This window comes from Bacteroidia bacterium (genome assembly GCA_027493955.1).
Classification (GTDB): Bacteria; Bacteroidota; Ignavibacteria; order SZUA-365; family SZUA-365; genus JAOSJT01.
The window spans coordinates 359,859-378,295 of the sequence record JAOSJT010000001.1; the positions used below are offsets into that span (position 1 = coordinate 359,859).

10 protein-coding genes are annotated in these 18,437 nt (G+C 55.4%); 1 reads left to right on the plus strand and 9 read right to left on the minus strand.

The genetic code is table 11. The features are described from left to right. The first annotated feature begins 59 nt into the window (after positions 1-59). Positions 60-1,334: a DUF5706 domain-containing protein gene (locus M5R41_01455; protein MCZ7555054.1), complete on the plus strand. Its 1,275-nt coding sequence runs from the start codon at positions 60-62 to the stop codon at positions 1,332-1,334. A gap of 450 nt (positions 1,335-1,784) precedes the next feature. Here M5R41_01455 and M5R41_01460 read toward each other — a convergent pair whose 3' ends face one another. The 9 genes from M5R41_01460 to M5R41_01500 all read right to left on the minus strand — a co-directional run bounded on the left by M5R41_01460 (position 1,785) and on the right by M5R41_01500 (position 18,427). Then, a complete protein-coding gene (locus M5R41_01460; protein MCZ7555055.1) occupies positions 1,785-3,809 on the minus strand; it encodes a hypothetical protein in 2,025 nt (674 codons plus the stop codon). A 239-nt stretch (positions 3,810-4,048) separates the two neighbouring features. Further along, a complete protein-coding gene (locus M5R41_01465) occupies positions 4,049-5,134 on the minus strand; it encodes a hypothetical protein (protein MCZ7555056.1) in 1,086 nt (361 codons plus the stop codon). A 1-nt stretch (position 5,135) separates the two neighbouring features. Then, on the minus strand, positions 5,136-6,140 hold the full coding sequence (locus M5R41_01470) for a PorV/PorQ family protein (protein ID MCZ7555057.1): 1,005 nt from the start codon (positions 6,138-6,140) through the stop codon (positions 5,136-5,138). Beyond that, positions 6,137-9,016 carry a TonB-dependent receptor gene (locus M5R41_01475; GenBank protein ID MCZ7555058.1) on the minus strand — a complete coding sequence of 960 codons (2,880 nt, stop codon included), beginning with the start codon at positions 9,014-9,016 and terminating at the stop codon, positions 6,137-6,139. Before M5R41_01475 ends, M5R41_01470 begins: the two co-directional genes overlap by 4 nt. Further along, complete coding sequence (locus M5R41_01480) at positions 8,982-10,460, minus strand: hypothetical protein (GenBank protein ID MCZ7555059.1); 1,479 nt, start codon at positions 10,458-10,460, stop codon at positions 8,982-8,984. Before M5R41_01480 ends, M5R41_01475 begins: the two co-directional genes overlap by 35 nt. 10 nt (positions 10,461-10,470) lie before the next feature. Beyond that, positions 10,471-13,590 carry a M4 family metallopeptidase gene (locus M5R41_01485; GenBank protein ID MCZ7555060.1) on the minus strand — a complete coding sequence of 1,040 codons (3,120 nt, stop codon included), beginning with the start codon at positions 13,588-13,590 and terminating at the stop codon, positions 10,471-10,473. Positions 13,591-13,611: 21 nt separating this feature from the next. Next, positions 13,612-14,106: a hypothetical protein gene (locus tag M5R41_01490; GenBank protein MCZ7555061.1), complete on the minus strand. Its 495-nt coding sequence runs from the start codon at positions 14,104-14,106 to the stop codon at positions 13,612-13,614. 108 nt (positions 14,107-14,214) lie between these two features. Then, a complete protein-coding gene (locus M5R41_01495) occupies positions 14,215-16,332 on the minus strand; it encodes a T9SS type A sorting domain-containing protein (GenBank protein ID MCZ7555062.1) in 2,118 nt (705 codons plus the stop codon). 13 nt (positions 16,333-16,345) lie between these two features. After that, positions 16,346-18,427, minus strand: a complete 2,082-nt coding sequence (locus M5R41_01500) for a hypothetical protein (GenBank protein MCZ7555063.1) — start codon at positions 18,425-18,427, stop codon at positions 16,346-16,348. Positions 18,428-18,437: the final 10 nt, after the last annotated feature.

The following is an 18,437-nucleotide window of genomic DNA, read 5'->3' on the forward strand; positions in this document are numbered from 1 at the left end:
ATCATGCCCGGGCAAAACGTACATTTCCTGATCGGTTCTGATTTTTACGGAGGCACACCGTGCAGCATCATCTGACAAAACTCGCCGCAGACCATGTACGCACCCTGTTCGGAGATCGTCTGACACCCGCGTACAGTTATCACAACTGGGACCACACGGTGGCCGTCGTCGCCGAGGCTAAGGTCATCGGCGAGCGATGCGGACTGAGCGAGGAAGACATGCTGGCGGTTGAGCTTGCGGCCTGGTTTCACGATGCGGGAGTGACGGAAACCTACATCCACCACGAAGCACGGAGCGCCGAACTTGCAGCGGCGTTTTTGCGCGAGTATGGGTATCCTTCCGATCGCATCGAGGTTGTGCGGTATTGCATCCTCGCCACCGACCTGACCACAAGCCCAAGGACGCTGGCGGAGCAGGTGCTCTGCGACGCGGACATGGTTCATCTCGCTTCGGAGGAATTCTGGGAGCATGCGGATGCACTGCGCGGGGAGTGGCAGGTTCTTCTCGGCCACACCTACACCGACGAGCAATGGATGAGCAAGCAAATAGACTTCATGAAAGCGCGGCAGTTTCATACCGAGGCCGCACGCGAGTATCACGAGGAGGGCCTTGCGCGCAACATTCGTAAGCTGGAAAAAAAATTCCGTAAAAGGTACGGTGGAGACGACTTGAAGGAACCGAACGAGAAGAAAAAGAAGTCGCTACACACATCCGACAACGAGGATGCGGTGACCGGGAAGGAGAAAAAATCCGACAAAGTGAAGGACGATTTCCTTGGCCGCGGTGACAGGGGAGTGGAGACCATGTTCCGCACCACGTCGCGGAATCACGTGGAATTCAGTTCCATGGTGGACAGCAAAGCCAACATCATGATCAGCATCAACGCGCTGGTGATCTCCGTGGTTATCAGTGTACTGTTCCGCAAACTGGACAGCAATCCCTATATGGCGATTCCGACATTCATTTTTCTCGGTGTCTGTCTCACCACCATCGTGTACGCCGTGCTGGCGTCCCGGCCCAAGGTCACGAGCGGTATTTTCACCCGCGACGACATCACGCACAAGCGCGCGAATCTGCTCTTCTTCGGGAACTTCCACAGGATGTCGCTGGAGGATTTCGAGTGGGGAATGAAGGAAATGCTCAAGGACAAGGAGTACCTGTACGGCAGCATGATCAGGGATTTTTACTATCTTGGCAGCGTGCTCGGAAAAAAATATCAGTACCTCCGCATCTCCTACAACGTGTTCATGTACGGCTTCGTGGCGTCGATCATTATTTACGTGCTCATGTTTCTGATCACGTCGCAGAATCCGATGGACATGCTGCCGTGGTAGGAGCGGTGAGTTCATACAGATCAAGCAGTTCGGCGCGCCGCGGATGCGACATTCTGGACCGACGAGGGACTGCTCACCATTGGCGTCCTACAGAAGACAATCGTATTTCTTTTCGTGATGAACAGACGGCATCCAGGAACGATGATTTCGTTTCGGGCACCCCGGCAGAGCGAATCGCACTCGTCTGATCGCTCACAAAGGAAATTCTGTCGCTGACCGGGAAATACGACGCTGAACGAAGATTACAGAGACATAGTACTCGCGTTATCCGACGAGAAGGTTAGCTTTCTCCTTGTCGGTGCGTTTGCTATGGCCCACGATGGCTATCAACAGGCTATGATGAGAATAGCCAATTATTCGTTTACCAGAGAACATTGCGCCAGCCGGGAGCATACCAATCGGCCGGCGTTTCTCATCGGGTGAAGACGGCCGAAGCAGGGGAGTACGTGATCAGTAGCGAATCACACGCTTGCTGTGACGTTCGCCATGCAGCGTGCTGCTGAGGGTAATATGATAGACACCACGCTGTGGAAGCGTGATGCGGAAGCGGTCGGAAGCGGTGGAGGGTTCGAAAACAGCTGAATGAAGCTGCCGTCCCCAGAGGTCGTGTACAGTGATATGCCAGGATCCCGCTGAGCAGCGAAGCCAGGTGCTTTCGCCATCCACCACGGGATTGGGATACAACTCCACGCTCGAAGCCAGAGCTTCCCGGCCGGCAACGGGTGCGCTGAGCACAAAGCTGTCGTCGCTGACCTTGATGGTGTTGTTTTCATAGAACAGGTAGCAGCGGCCTTTGAACGAAACAGCCTGGCGTATGCCGGCAGGTGCAACGGCCACAAGGCTCCCATCCTGAAGACGGTAAAACCGCCCGTCGCGGGTGACGAGCAATAAATGATCCCGAAAATGAATCAAACTTGCGGTCTCGCCCGTGGCGGGACGCTCCCAGAGCGGTTGCCCGGTCTCGAAATTCATGGCGACGACGCGACCATCTCCGAGCAGCACGGCGATTCTATTCGAGTACGAAAGGTCAATGAGCTTGTAGCGTCGTACGGAAGTCATCCAGAAATGCGTGTGGGTGCCGGTTTCCGGTTCATACATATCCAGCATACCATCCGGTACCCACATGAACAAGCGACCTTCGGAACTTGCGAGTAGTGCGCGTTTAGCAAATATGGAAATGAACCCTTCGGATGTATAGCGATACACATATGGGACCCAGGAAATGAACAACAGGCTGTCATTGACAACGATGACATCCGTACCAAACAAATCCAATGCATATCGTGAATTGATGACATCATACCCCTGTATCAATACACGGTCGGTCTTTGCGACGGTGATCACCGAATCTTTGTACATCGTGGGCGGCGGCTTTCCGAGTGCATTATCAAAGCGATTTTTCAGCCTTCGCACCTTCAATCCGTCGTATTCAAACAGTCCGCCGTTACTCCAAAGCAGCATACGATCTTCCGTCGTCTCCACGTTATATACAGGTGCTTCGTACAAGCCATTTCCGTGCCAGACGAGGTCATCGCCGGCATACATGTATTTGAACAACCCGCCGTTGCGATCCGACAAAACCAGATACTCCGGATGTATACTGTAGATACGCGCAGGTCGTATCCCGGTGGTCTTCGTGGAGTCCAGCCGAGCGATCTCACGTACAACGCCGGATTCAATATTCACCTTGAACAGACGGCATTGGTCGGCATAATTTTCCGCTACATACATCCATCCATCACGTTCCATCGCGCTGAAAATGACAACTGCAGGGTCAAACCCGATATGCAACATCCGAAACTCATACGTGAAGATATTGAATAATTCTATACCTAGGAGGCCTACACTAAAAAGATACGATCCTCCAACGATACCCTCGGAAGTGGTTGGTGTCAGATAGGACAAACCGAAATCTCCGAAGACTTTCTTTATCCTCGTGCCGTCAATAGAAATAATATGCAATATGTCTTGCATGATATACAGAGTATCCCGGACAAGCGCTACACGATGAATAGGATAGGGTACTGCCATGCTGCCTCCGAAGTCCACCCGATGGAGTATTTCCCTGCTCCGGATATCGTAAACGACAAAACTATTTTGATTGACGATTGCGAGTGTATCACCATAGAATGCTGCGTTGCGGTACAATGAATCATACAAGCTTTCATGCAGCTGAAGTCTCTCGCCCGTCGCTCTGACGCGCAATTCCATCATTGGAAGGAGAAACTCGTAGCGCTCCGTATGAATGATATCACTGATTCTGTACCCTGAGTAGTCGACATCCGGTAACCACGAATCGTGATCGGAATCATAGACGTACACATTGCCGGAATCCGTCAGAAGCCTTGTCTTGTCATAGGTCATGTACCGCTTCGGCGATACCCAATTGACAAGATTGATGTCTTGCCATTGTGACGATGCCTGGATCGTCATAATGAGAAATACTACAAAAATGGTTATACGGCTCATGTGCATGTAAAGACCGTGGTGTTTCGTTACACGAGAGATAGCGGCCGCTTACTATTATTTATAAACAGTGACGCGCCTGCACCAGGATGAACGGACAATCTGCACGTCAACAGGTGGCAATATGCTGACAATACGAATGAATCGCAATCATCTGTGGAAAAATGGAATCAACGACGAGAGATCAATACTGCGGTTTTACAATACAAATCGCGGACAGGAATGTCCGCGCCCGTATTTAATGTAGCTCACCGCAGGTCGGTGGACAGCACGAAGCGCAGCACGCGATTGTTGCCTGTATCGGCGATGTAGAGTATGCGGTCGAACCAGGCCACGCCTTCGGGAGCCCGGAACTGCGCCGCTCCGCCGAAGGCCTGCGAAATGAAGCCGGAGGAATTGAACGCGAAGAGACTGTCTCGCCCGGCATCGATCACGAATACATTACCGGCGCCGTCTGTCGCGACATCCTCCGGTCTGTCAAACAACCCGACGCGCAGAAAGTCGATGCTGCCGTCTCGCGCCGGTGTATAGAACGATTCCCATTGCGTGACGTCGCCTGTGGTGCGCTGCGTGATCCATTGCATGCGGAACAGCGATTTCTCGCCGCGCTGTGTGATCAGGAAGTCGTTACTGTTTCGTCGGAAGGTGGCGATACCCGTCGGCTGTGTCAATGTCGCCAGGCCGGTGCCGTCTATCGCCATGCCGGGCCACTCGACCCGGGGCCGGAGCTGATCATTGCGATCGAACAGCATCACGGCATCGTCGGGATCGACCGGGCTGTTGTTATTGGGTCCCATACGCGTGACGTAATAGCTGTTGTTGTGCAGCACGGCGACACCCGTGTAGCGCCTGTTGATATTCAGAGGATCCCAATATACCCTGCGTATGGTCGCACGGGTTATATCGTGACCCGCTCCGACGAGGTCGACGCGGTAGACGGCCCCGTAGGTCACCGATTGTCCGCCAATCGTAGTGTCGAATTCGCCGCATACGAGAAGCTGCATGCGATAATCCTGCGCAATGGCGGTGGGACGCGGAATACGCTGACTGCTTCCTACGACGACGCCGGAGAGATCGAGCATGGTGACGCGATTCGCTCCCCGCTCGGCGACGAAGAGGAAGGGCTCGAAACCGACGTGTATATCCGCCGGTTCGCTGAAGCCACCCCACACGGGTTGCTGAAGCACGTAGGATGTATCACCGAAGACTTCGGGCGGAGTGATGCTGCCGAGTTCTTTCGTGTCGAATGTATCGCCGCAGCGTACGAAGAGCAACAGCGCGGCGGAGATGGCCACGACGGTGAGTGAAGCTGTATACTTCGTGTTTATATTCATTCTACATTCCCAACCGTATGGTCAGCCGATGCACACCGCCGAGGCGGCCGAATTCCGCGAACGAGTAGTCGAAACCCGCCTTTACGTCGCCAACCGGAGCGAGTACTCCGGCACCCGCCGTGATTCCTTCTTCATCGACATTGAGTTTGTAGCCGACGCGGATGTGAAACAGTTCGTTCCAGGCGTATTCCGCACCCAGGGCGAGGTTTTCGCTGTTGTCGTTCGGATGATTGAGCTGAACCGATGTGGTGATGCGATTCACTTCATCCTGCAGCGGCTCGAAAGCGAAACCGATGCGGAACAGCGTCGGAGGCGAAAATTCCTGGAAATCCGAGAGCGTTTCGCGACGCGGCAATATGACGCTCCCCTCCGGCGAAACATTTCCACCGAAATTCGATACCACGACCGAAAAGCGCGTCGAGCCTAGTCCAGTGCGATAATACGTGCCGAGGTCAATCATGAACGCACGGGTTTTCAGGACGTCAATCGTTTCCTCGACATACCGCACCGTGGCGCCGAAAGAAAATTGCTCGGTCAGTGCGCGGGCGTAACTGAGCCCCAGGGCAATGTCGCCGTAGGAAAAATACCGTCCAGTCCCGAAAGGCTGCGTCTCGGTGGTGACCTCCATGTCGTCGGTGTGAAGGGACAGGAAGGACACACCCACGGCATCGGCGGGGGAGAGGCGGTACACAGCACCAATAAACTCATGCCGGAGATCCACCAGCCAGTTGGTGTGCGTGAACATAATCTGATGTCCCTGGAACTGTACCAGGCCGGCGGGATTGTATTGCAAGGCGGAGGCATCGTCCGCAAGGGCGACGAAGGATTCGGCCATACCGGCCGCGCGCGCACTGGAACCGATTTTCAGAAACTGCAGCGACGAGATGCCGGCCCGCTGACCGCCAAGCAACGGAATGAGCTGGGCTTCCGCCGTTGCGTACAGGAGCGGCAGCCAGACGGCGATCAGCCCGGCAGCGGAGAGTGTACGAAATAGTCGTCGTCTCATAATTTGATCGAAAATCCTGCGCGGATGTTTCGCGGCGCGAGGTATCGCGCGGGGTTGTAGGGATACGGATTGAGAGGCGCCTGAAGGTCGGGATACAAGGGATCGTTCCAGCCGGTCGGGGTCGCATCTCCGTATTCGTATGCGCGACCTGTGACGGGATTGATGATGGTCGCATTCTGATTATTGAAGAGATTGCTCACCTCCACCGTGATGCTGAACTCCATGCCCGCAAGACGCACACGGCGATCAATGCTCAAATCGGAGGAGAACCAGTATTCGCCTGTCTCTGCGTAAATGTTATTGCGGTCTGTGGTGTAGACGGCTCTGCCGGAAACCGGATCATAGCCGACGAGCAACTGCGGCGTGTAGCGCTTTCCGCTTTGGTAGAACAGGCGCAGGTATACGCTCATGTCTTCGAACAATCCGATACCCAAAGGGTCGTCGCCGGGGGCGATGTAATAGCTGCCGGACACCGAGGCCTGAATCGGACGATCCCAGATCAGGTAGTTTTCACGAATGCTCTCCTCGAGGTCGCCGCGCTGCACCAGGGCCCCTTCGTCGGCGGACGAGCTCTTTCCCGTCGCGATCGTGTATACAAAGCTGGCCGTGCCGCGAAAGGCCTGTCCGATGCGCTTCTTGTATTCCAGTTCCACGCCGCGTGTACGGGCATAGTCCTGATTGACATAGGTGATGAAGCTGCCGCCGGAAAACCGCGAACTGCTGATTTTCGCTGACCGTGTGCTGACGTAATCAAAAATATCCTTGTAATACGCGGTGACGGTCAGCACGTCGTTTTCGGTAAACTGATTGCGTAGCCCCAACTCGTAGGCGACGGTCGTTTCCGGATCGAGATCCGGGTTGCCGAATTTCTGGAAGGTGGACTTCGCGCTGGCGGGATTCAGTTTTGCGTAGACGAATTGCGGTCGCGGGCGCTTGCTGAAATGACCATAGGAGAAAAACAGCGTCTGATTGTCCGATATCGGGTGCGAAATCCCGAGCCGCGGGCTGATGCGCGCTTTGAAGCGCTGTCCGAACAGCCCAAAGGTGTTGTCCATATACGATTCACGAATGGATTCGGGGATGGTGACGACCTCGGGATTGTTCACGGCGTCGTCCACATATTTACCCGGCATCCACCAGTCCAGCCGCAAACCGAAATTGAGTACCATGCCGCTGAAATTCACATTGTTCTGCGCGTACATAGCACCGTATGCGGGATGGACGGTGTAAATGTCGTTGTTCAATCCCAGTTCTCCCAACCAGGGTTTATAAATGTCCACAACCTGCATTTCACCGAACGTCCCCTCGATGCCGCTTTTAAATTTGCTGCGCTCGCTGAGATTGCTGGTATAGTCCAGTTTCACTGTTGTGTTGATAGCGTGATGGTCATGCCAGGTATACCCGTTCCCGGTATCCCAGAAACCATCGCCGGGCACCACACCCACGGAATCTCTGTCGAGGTTGTAGTAGTCAACGGGAAAGGTGATGAGGTCCTTGGGCTCCTCGTACTCCGTCCAGTTTTTTCCGTTGGCGTCGGCGCGGAGATTGGTGTAGAAGCGGCTGAGGCGTATTTCGTAAAAGGACCGGTTGCTGACGGTGTGCGTCCAGCTCAGCGTATGAAAAATGGTGTTGTGCGTGTAGGTATTTGCGTTGTCCAGAATGTTCTGGAACTCGAACTGGTAGCCCGGACTGGGTTCCACATATTCCAGGTTAGTTTGCAGAGACTGCGAATTCTGATTGATGCTCACGCTCTGATTGTAGGAATACCGCAGCTTCATTGTCGGCGTGAAGGCCCAGGTGACCTTTCCGAGCCAGAACCAATTGTTGTCCTGTCGGGGTGCGTAACGCGTTCCACCGAAGGTGCTTGAATAGAGCTGCTTCGCCGTGGCTTCACGGAACTCGCCGGTGAGTTGTCCTCCGCGGACGACAGGCGCCAGACGCGTAAACGCATCGGAGAAACCGGCATAGGCATTACCGAAAACGGAAATTTTTCCCGGGAGGGACAGACCGATCGCCGGCAGGAGGAAGCTGCTGATGGGTTCGGGACCTCCAAGAGATACCTCCGTGATATCCGAGTTCCAGTTGGAGCGTGTATCACTGTTGAAACCCAGGTTGTCCCGTTTGTAGCCGAGATAGAAGGAATACTGATCCTCTGCGTCGCGCGTGGTGACGTTCACGATACCCGACGTGGCCTGCCCGTATTCGGCGTTGAAGCCACCCGTGATCACTTCGAGTTCCTGGATCGAGGATGCGCTCAATTGCAGACCGAAGCCGGTACCGGCGAGCGGATCCTGCACGGACACACCATCGAGCAGGAACGCGTTTTCATGCGTCCGTCCGCCGCGGATATGAATACCCTCATCGGATTTCACTACGCCCGTCTGCTGCGACACCACGTCGCGCACGTTCTCAATCACGGCGACTTCGATGTCGTCTGCTGTGACCGTGCGCGAACTCGATGTCTGTTCGATGTCGAGAAGAGGTTTTTGTCCGATGATGACAACTTCCTCACCGAGGGCGAGAATTGCTTCCTCCATCTCGAGATCTATGACGACCCGCTGTCCGGCCTGTACCTTGACGCCGGTTTTCTGGATTTTTTTATATCCGATCAGGGACACGGCGAGCGTGTATTCTCCGGGATTGATTTCCCGGATGGAGTATCGTCCGTTCACATCCGTGGCGGCACCGTAGTACGTTCCTGACACGAGGACGTTTACCCCGATCAGAGTCTCGCCCGTACGGGAATCCTTGATTTTTCCGGAAATCTCGCCTTTGTTCTGTCCCACCAACGGGGAGGCGAGACAGAACAGCATCAAGACCAGAGTGCTGCGGTTGATCATGTTATTGAACACCGAATTCATTTCGGAAAATGCCATGAATGAGACTTCCAACAGTACCGTCCCCGTCGAAGCGGTGAAGCGGAATGCCGAAGAGAATAAAGCGGCTGTCGCCACTGCGTACGGCGACAACGGGTCTGCCGGACCAGCGTGAGTTCTCTTCGAAACGGTAGATGTTCTTTGCGTTGATTTTTCGGGACAGTTCCCGGATAAATGCCACTGGTACGCCCTGTGCGTCGCGCCGGAGAGTCGGATAACCCGGAGACTCAGCGTCCGCCTCGACGCGTACACCGGCCGGGACGAAGGTGATGGGCGTGGGACTCAAACTGTCGATGGGGGCAAAATCGGTGATGCCTCCGCGCGGATCGATGGCGCTTTCAGGAAAGGAGGCTGTGTACAAAATGTATCCGCCGCTACGCTGAAACTCCGGCAGACTGAGCTGGGCTACATCGATGGTGGGTGTGTTATCGGCATACCAGATAACGTAGCGGAACAGTTTCAGCGTTTCGATGAACGTAGGATTGATGTACGGCGGCAGATATTTCCCCCTCGCCGTGGAGGAGGATCCGGTACGGATATCGAAGACGTCCGCACGCCGAAATTTTCCCCCGAAAAGGGTGTCTGTGATACTGCGGTAAAAAGCACCCGAAGCGTCCGCGGGTCCGTAGTCGTCGACGACAAGGAGCTCGGAAGATGGTTTCTTCACATACCAACTCCCCGTGCTGTCCGGCATGCGCATGATGCGACTTTCGGCTCCGGCGATATCAATCGCCTTCAGATAAAACACATTTCTCCCCTCGCGGAGACCATCCTTTTCATGCAGGGTAAGGAAGGTGGTGCTGCGCGGGAGGATGCGCCAGGAGGCCGGATCGAGGGTATCATTGAGCGCGTAGCGGTATTCGCGTATGGTTTCATTGCCGTCGAGATCGGAACCGAACCAGGAAAACGAGGCTACGGTGAACGTGGTATCCGGAACCTCGCTGCCGCGAATGAAGCTGACTTCAGGCGGCGAATTGGTGATAGGATAGCGAATATCCGCGGGTGTGGGGTCGGCGGCGCCAAGATCGATGAACGGTTCGCCTTCATCCCATCGTCCGTTGTTGTTACGATCCGAAAAGGGCTCGGCACCCAACGGACCGTCAGCATCGTAGCGGCCGTTTCCCTGATCATCCACGGCGCGTACCCAGAAAGAATAGGTGGTGTCAGCACCGGAGAGACGCAGCGCAAATACGCTGTCGTTTTTTGTGGTAAACGTCCAGTTCGTATTGTCGAAGCTGATGAGGTATCCCGCCACAAAACCATCCGGATCGTCGCCCCACCAATGCACATGCTGCCTGCTCGTGCTTGTGCGCAGCTCGCCGTCGGGTTGCAGCGCCAACCAGGTTTCCGGAGGCAAGTTTGCATTCGGTGTATCGTTGATCGAGTCCGAGCATGCAGCAAGCAGCAGGACAAACGGCAGTATGGCAAACAGTGGTTTCTTCATACGGATCGGATTATTGTGCCAGCACCATACGGCGTGTCAGGATGCTCCCGTCGCTTTGAAGGCGATAGAGATACACGCCGGAGGGCAGAGATATCCCGGTGGCGTCGCGTCCATCCCACATGGTGGTGTGCTGTCCCTTGTCCAGGACCCCGTCTGCCAGAGTCTTGACCGTGCGCCCGAGCATGTCGTGCACCGTCAGCTTCGCGTGTGCCCGCTGCGCGATGGTGAAACTGATCCGCGTGGAGGGATTGAATGGATTGGGATAATTTTGCGCGAGTTCCATGCCGATGGGGAGCAGTGCCGGGGATTCGACGGAAACCGGACGTGTGCCGGTGCGGAACCATACGGGGAAGGTTGCTTCAGCAATGAAACCGACGGGGTTTCCTGTGGCGGTCACCGCGTCATCGGCCATGGGAGTATTAAACACGATGTCCCGTGTATCCGAGCGGACAAAGGACAGGATTTTGTCGTTTCCCGAGAACGTGGGATAACCGAACGTGCCGGACGGTATCTCCGCGAGTGGATTGGGCTCACGAGTGAGCAAATCCATCGTCATCACCCACGCGGTACCGCTTACGGGGAATTGCACGTCGAAGGTGATGACGGATTGCTTCGTCTCCGCCCAGCTTGGATTACCGATGTTGATTTCCGGTTCTTGTGGGAAAACGCGATCAATGCGTCCTGTGCCGAAGCCTGCGCTGTTTTTATCCCAGAAATCGAGCGTATTGATGTCCCAAAATCCGTAACTCACCTGTCCGACGGTGATTTCGTTATACGCATCGAAGATCAGTGTCCGTCCGTCAAGACTGAAATCCAGGGCGTCCGCGAAGACAGCGGTATTGGGAATTTCCGTCCCCGTATAGGTTGGAGTATAGACCGGGAAATCCTGTGTCACCATTGTCGGGCCGGACAGATCGATGCCATAAATCATGGCGCCGGGAAGGATGGACGTAATGGCGAGTTGCTGTCCTCCGCGATTAATCGCAACGGAATTCCATACACCCGACGCGTCAAGCACCTGCTCATTGGGTGCCCCCGCCAGTGCGATGGCGCGAATATTGAACTCATCGTCCACGAAAACGGCCATCGTTCCGTCATCGGAAATGCTCGGTCGGCTCCAGATGCCGGAATAGGATATGGAGCTGAAATCGTTCTGATCGGTTCCGGGCGGAGTCACTATCCAGAGCGGTGCGGGTAAGAAAGGATCGGTGTTGACAAAGAGCATACGATCAGTACCCGCGACGGGCGGATAATCGACCGGTTTGCCTGTCCCGCTGCCGTCGGTGATACCGACCTGATCGCAGGCACTCGCACAGGCGAGGGCTTCGGCGCTGCCGTACAGTTCTTCCGCGGAGCGAATTATAGCCAAGCGGAAATCTATAAAGCGCGCCTGGCGGGTGAGTTTCGTGGTAAGCGCGCGATACATGATGCGCTCTGTCTTTTCACGTCCGATTTGCTGCGCAAGCAGATATGCCGCGTGATTGGGAATGCCGCTGTTTATGTGGACACCGCCGTTGTCCTGGTCTTCGGGTAAATTCTGAAACTCGTTCATGTGTTTCGGCTGCCACGCGGGCGAACCCTGCGATGCGCCATTGTGCGGATCCTCGAGACTGCGTGCGGCTCCGCTCGGGAACACGCTTCCCGGCTTGGTGATATCTTCGGCGAACGTCCAATCGTCTCTGTCCACCATCATGGCAAAAATATCACTGAACGATTCGTTCAACGCTCCGGACTGATTGCGGTATTCCAAGCCGGCGGAGAATTCGGTCACGCCATGGGTGAACTCATGCGCCGCCATATCCAGCGCTTTCGCGAAGGGCTCGAACAGGCTTCCGCCATTTCCATACGAGATGAATTGTCCGTTCCAGAACGCATTCTCCATGGCTGTACCGCCCATGGTCACGTTGACGATGGAAATAATCGACCCGCCTTTGTTGTCGAGCGAATTACGGTTGTGCGTTGTCCGGTAGTACTCGTACACCAGCCCGGCATGATGATGCGCCGACACGGAAGATGGATCACTCCAGGTGTTGGCACCGGAAACGACGTGCGTGATGTTTTTCAAATCCGTGTTATTCGCTGTGAGCGTGAGGATGGTACCGTAGGTCGCATTCGGAAATACGGAATTGGCCGCATTGAACATAGGCCTGGTGGCGTCTATCATGAAATAGGTGCCACCCACATCGTAGGTGTCGAGCGTCACAGTGGCGCCGTGCAAATCGGTGGCTTGTGCTTTTACCGGTCCATCCGCGCAAATGGTGTTAAATGCGCTCAGCACCAAACCGCTTTCGGCATCGACAACGCACTGCCAGCGGTCCGCCGGGGAGGGGCGCAACTCAATACTGAACACGGCGCGAAGCCCTCCATCATGCTCAGCGTAGGCCTGACGTATGACAGGCGTCGAATCCCAGGAAAGGCCGGCAGGAAGATCGGTGTCGTGTCCATGCAGCCGGGGTGCGATATGCTCTTCAGCGGTCGTCAGCGCTTCACGCTCCGTCAGCACAAACGTGCCGGAGACGGGTACGTCGAGCGCCGCGAGACGGCCCATGAACAAATCCATATCTCCCGCTGCGGTCACCCCGCAGATTGCTTCCTTGCCAAGTACCGGCAGTCCGTTTCGCAGTTGCGAAAAACGAAGGTGCGTGCGGCCTGTCTCGTCCGTATGGCTCGAGGTCAGGGTCAGGGCTTCCGCGTCCGCATCAAGGGCAAGGAGTGATGCGAAGCGACGGAAAAACTCTCTCACGGTTCTTTCGTGCACAGTGCTTCCCGCAGCCGTACTCATCGAGCGCTGCAGGGGCTTGCCGGTGATGCTGATGGGGACCCTGCCGGATTCATCCCAGGTGACGTGAAGCCCTGGGGTCTGATCGTACAGTCTGCTATAGGCGAGGATTTGATCGATACCGAGCCCTCGCACCCTCGAGAGTGCGCTGTGGCGGGCGAGCACGTCATTGGACTGTTTCCAGGACTGGAATCGCTCACCTATAGATGAGACATCCACGTCGCCGGAGACGGCCTTTTTATGTGCATCAATCACACGCTGCTTCGACAGTCCCTGCGCTGCTGCGGAGAGGGAAAACAGGCACAGGACAATGGTCAATGCGCTGATGCGGAAAAATGTATGACTCGTCATGATGGACCTCACGGTTTCTGACTACGGAATATCGGAATCTATTGGTTGGGTCGAACGGAGAGAATCGATGAGTATTTCAAGCTTTTCGATCAGCGGTCGCAGCTGTTCTGGCGTCGATGGGGACGCACGCCAGAGGCCAGGCCATGCGAAACGGTACAACAGTTCGCCGGAAGAGACCTCCAGCGTAGCCGTCATGTTTCCGGTTTCGTACTGACGTACTTCGGGAAGATTGCATTGGTAGGTGGTATGTAAAAGGTCTCGATATGCATCGCTGTCAAGGGCACCGACACGACTGGAGTCGCGTTTGCTGGCAGCGAAACCACGCCATGCGTATACGTTACCCTCCGCGTCAATGGTGTATCCGACAAACTGACCGGTGACGCCACCGCCTTCCGAAATGCTGATCACGGTCGGAGGGTAGGTGTTTTTTTCGGTTTTCCCGCAGTTGCAACAGCCGCCGACGAGAAGACCGGGCAATAGAACAAATGGAAGCAGTATGCGAGAAAGTACACGCATCGGGTCAGTGTATCCTTAAAAGAACAGAGAAGCGGGTGCGTTGCCGCGATCGTCGGCAACGCGATAATGATGGGCGGCGGATGTTCGCATCCGCCGCCCTGAAACAGGTTACCTGGTGATGATCATGCGACCGGTACGCAGTCCTGCGCTCCCTGACAGCATGTACATGTACATGCCGGAAGGAAGGGCGGGGGCCGTGAAACGCACCGTTACGGTACCGGCATCCATCGGCCCATCGAGCAACGTCGCGACGCTGCGGCCGGTGACGTCATACACACGAAGGGTGACGTGTTCGCGCAGCGGCAGCTCGAAGCGAATGGAAGTACCTTCCGCGGCACGGAAGGGGTTCGGGTAGTTCTGATCCAGTTTCATTGACGTGGGATGGCCTGCGACATGCTCCACCGACGTGACGACATTGATGAAATCGTCCTCATCACGCGGCAACAGTTTCCAGTTGCTGAAGGAGAAGTACATCACGCCGGTCAGGGACTCGATGGCGGTGCCGGGACGCAAGTAAATGAGATTTGTGTCGGTGGAATCAAGCGTGTACACGTTATCCCAGGTCCCTGCATCGTCAACGCGCATATTGCCGTTGGTGTCGTTGAACAAAAACTCGCCAAAGTTCCCCGTTGGGGCATCGGCATTGATACTGGTGACGGTTCCTGGACCGAATTTGGTGAGCATGCCTTCCCACTGCTCGGCGAAGGGATCACCGTCCTTGACAACGGCCGTGGCAAAATCACCTGTCGAGAGCTGAAGCGCAGCCGGGAGCGGAGCTGTACCGTGATCCGTCGTGACGCTTGCATTACCGACTGCAGTCACGTTGAAGCGCTCCTCAACGACGCCCGTAATGGTCACATCCTGACCAATAACGAGATTTCTGATGCTTTCGTCGCCGCGCAGCATAATGCCGCTCCAGGCGTTGATGCCATCCTGCATGAACACCATGCCGAGATCCGTACTGCCCGCGATGATAACGCCGCGCAGTGTGACCTGTCCGCCGATAGCGCCGGAATTGCCGTTCAGGAAGGGCGTATACTGCACGTCGCGGATGCGCAGTGCTCCGTCGCGCACGATGAAGAACGGCTTCCCGAGGCGGGTGTCGCCGGGGAATGCCGTGGTCTCGTTGTCATTGTCGGTTGCTTCGACGTAGTACCAAATCACATCTTCATCACTCTGCGCAGGGATCACTCCCGTCGCGATCATCGAAGCGTCATCGTAGGTCATGGTGATGCGATCAATTTCGGAATCGCCCATGCCGTAAATCAGAACGACGTTACTGATGCTGCCGTCCGGGTTGGTGTCCTCGACCTTACAGGTGACGGTCACCGCTTGCGTTGAGTTCGGGATGCTGATGTCGCGTCCGAGATTGCTCACCGCGGGCGGGAAGGAGCCGACAGTGATGTCGCCGGGATACAACGGAGCGATGACAATACCCTGACCCGATGATGTGATGACACCACGGATTGCGGTGATCGTCGTACCGGTTGTCGGAGGTGCCCAATTCGGATTGAAGCCCTGCGACCCACCACGGAAGTAGATGCTCTGATCGTACACACCGATGGAATTGCCATTGCCGTCCTCGATCGTCCAGGTATACCGTCCGGTGGAGGTGTTCTGCGTCACGGATCCGACTTTGGCGCCCTCGATCACCACATACGCACCTTCCCATTGCTGCGCCTCGGGCTTTCCGGTGAGGGGACCGCCGTTGACGAGATCGCTGAGGAGAATTTTGGTCGGATCAGGGCGCTTTCCGAGATCATCGAGAATTTCGACCATCGCGTCGGCATTCCAGCGTCCGCTCAGAATGCCTATTTCGAATTGTGTCGTCGAAAAATACTGGGTAACGACACCGGTCACCCGAACGACATAGCCGGTATCGACCGCGGTGACGAGAATGGCGTTCGAAGCGGTAGAATCCGAGGCGCGAACATTCAGCCCACTCCAGGCGCCACCCGCTTCATCCATGAGATACATGGTGAAGCCATTTCCAAGGGCAAACAGGGTGGGGCCGCCCGCTGAAATGCGCGGGGCGGCGTACACCACTCCGGTCACGGTAATGGTATCGCCCACATACGGCGAATTTTGATTCCCGGCGGCGAGGGTATCCGGATGAACCTCCTGAATCTGTCGTATGGTCAATGTGTCAGAATTGACCTGTGCTGTTGTCTGAGATACCGAGAACAGCAGCGAAAATAGTACGATTGACGTAAAATAATACTTCATTAAAAACTCCTAACTATTTGATAATGACGAACTTGCCGCGTTTTATATCTCCGGTGTCTTTATTTTCGACGGTAAAGAGGTAGAGACCGGTTGCAACCGCCTGATCGCTGTCTGAGATCAAATCCCAGGCATGCTCACCGCCAGCGAAGGTTTGCGTTCCATCCGAGTAACGAGCGAACCAACGGATCTCTTCGCCATTCGAGGCATCTGCATCATGCTGCATTGTTTTTACAAGGTCACCCGCCATAGTAAACACGCGGATCTCCGCGCGCGCGGGCAGATTGGCGAAATACAGCTTGCGTTCGCGTTCACCGGAGCCATCCCACAAAGCGGAGGCGTAATAGGGATTCGGATACACCCGGGGTTCCGCGTTCACGGTTTCCGTTGGTGTAGTACCCGGCAGCACACGTCTGGCATTTTGAAGCCGGCTGCTCTCAAGGCTCTCTACGTTATTGACGGGATCGCCCCCGTCGAAAGCGGTAACCGAGTACACATACTGCCAGCCGTTGAGCTGATTGGGAACACGGAGATGGTAGCGATACTCGGCCGGATCGCCCTCGAAGGACACCGGAGCCGCAAGGCGTACAGCATCGAATCCCGTGTTGTAGAACAATGCATTTCCCGGAAGATCGTATTCGCCGGCAAGAATGAAGCTCTCCGAAAGCACCGTACCTTGATTCAAATCCGCACCGGGATTGGTACGGTAGACGCGATAGCCCTCGAAATCCTTTTTCCCGGATATAGGGTCAATCGATGATTCGGCCCGATCATCCCAATAAATGCTCACGGCTTGATTCTCAGGGATGATTTTCACTCTTGGGGCCGTAGGGGGAGCAGGGAGAACATAGCGCGTCAGTTTGCCGTCGCCGTTCAAATCCTCACCCGGATCGAGCACATTGTTGCGATTCTTGTCCTCACCGTCGTACGCCTGTTGCGCAAAGCTCCGACCGCGAAAGAGGTTCGCTTTTGCCGCTTCGGTGTCGTCAGGCGTTGCGTCGCTGCCGGCCTTTTTTGCGCAGATCACAGCAAAAACAGTGTTGACGGTTTCACCCGGTTGCACCGCGCGAAATGGTCCTGTACTCAGGAGGACAGAGCGGTTGGAGGGGGACTTCAGCGTCGGATATTCCGTGCGTGGTAACCCGACGGCCATTTTTTCATAGCGTTCACGATCATTCTCCGGAGAAAAATAGACCGGATCGGTGGTGTTTCGGAATTGCCAGGTGTTGAAAACACTTTTTGCGCCGAGTGAATCGCTTCCGTCGGGTTTAGGGCCATAGCGCTGAATAGGTGTACTGCCGAGTACGGCGAGACCGATATAGCTTTCGGTGAAGCCCGGATCGCCATCCACATCGAATTCATAGGCGAGACGCAGCGAATCCACATAGCCATTCCCCCCGCGGGCAAAGAACGCGGAACCGCGAGGCGGAGAGATATTGGTGTTTCTGACCACCATATCTATCCACACACCGACGTACAGGCTGTCGAGAACAGTTCGGGAATGATTTGTTATCGAGTAGTTGAGAATGACGAAATTTTCGGCAAAGGAAAAATTCCACGCATACGCCTCCATTCGCACAGCTACCCCCAACGGATTCGTATGCTCTGGAATGGTGACGCTGCTGCCGGGGACAATCAGGTTGGAATCGGTGAATTCCGCAACAAAATCCTGATGACTAATGGCATCGGGGCTATAAAAGCGGGAGTCCGTTAAAGTAGATCGTTCTTCAGTCCGCGATCCTTGCGCATTCGTGAACTCAAAACCGGCGGCAACATCACGCACGGAGCTCACATCAACGGCACCGCTGGAAACGAAGGGCCCCGCACTTCCACGAAATGCTCCCAGCCACAAACCTCCCGAGAAGAGATGCTCGATTCCGGATCCGGCCGGATACTCACAATTCGGTTGTGATGGCCACCGATTGAAGCCGTGTCCCAGCGTCCCAAAATTCGACAGAGTTAACCGTACACTACCCACGCTGGTAAATTTCGATTCATCGTCATCCAGCGATTTACGGAACGAGGCGGGGCTGCCCGGTTGCTGCTGGGCCAACGCCGTACTTCCGGCGAGAAGCAGAAAAAAGATCACACGCTTCAAGGAATACCCG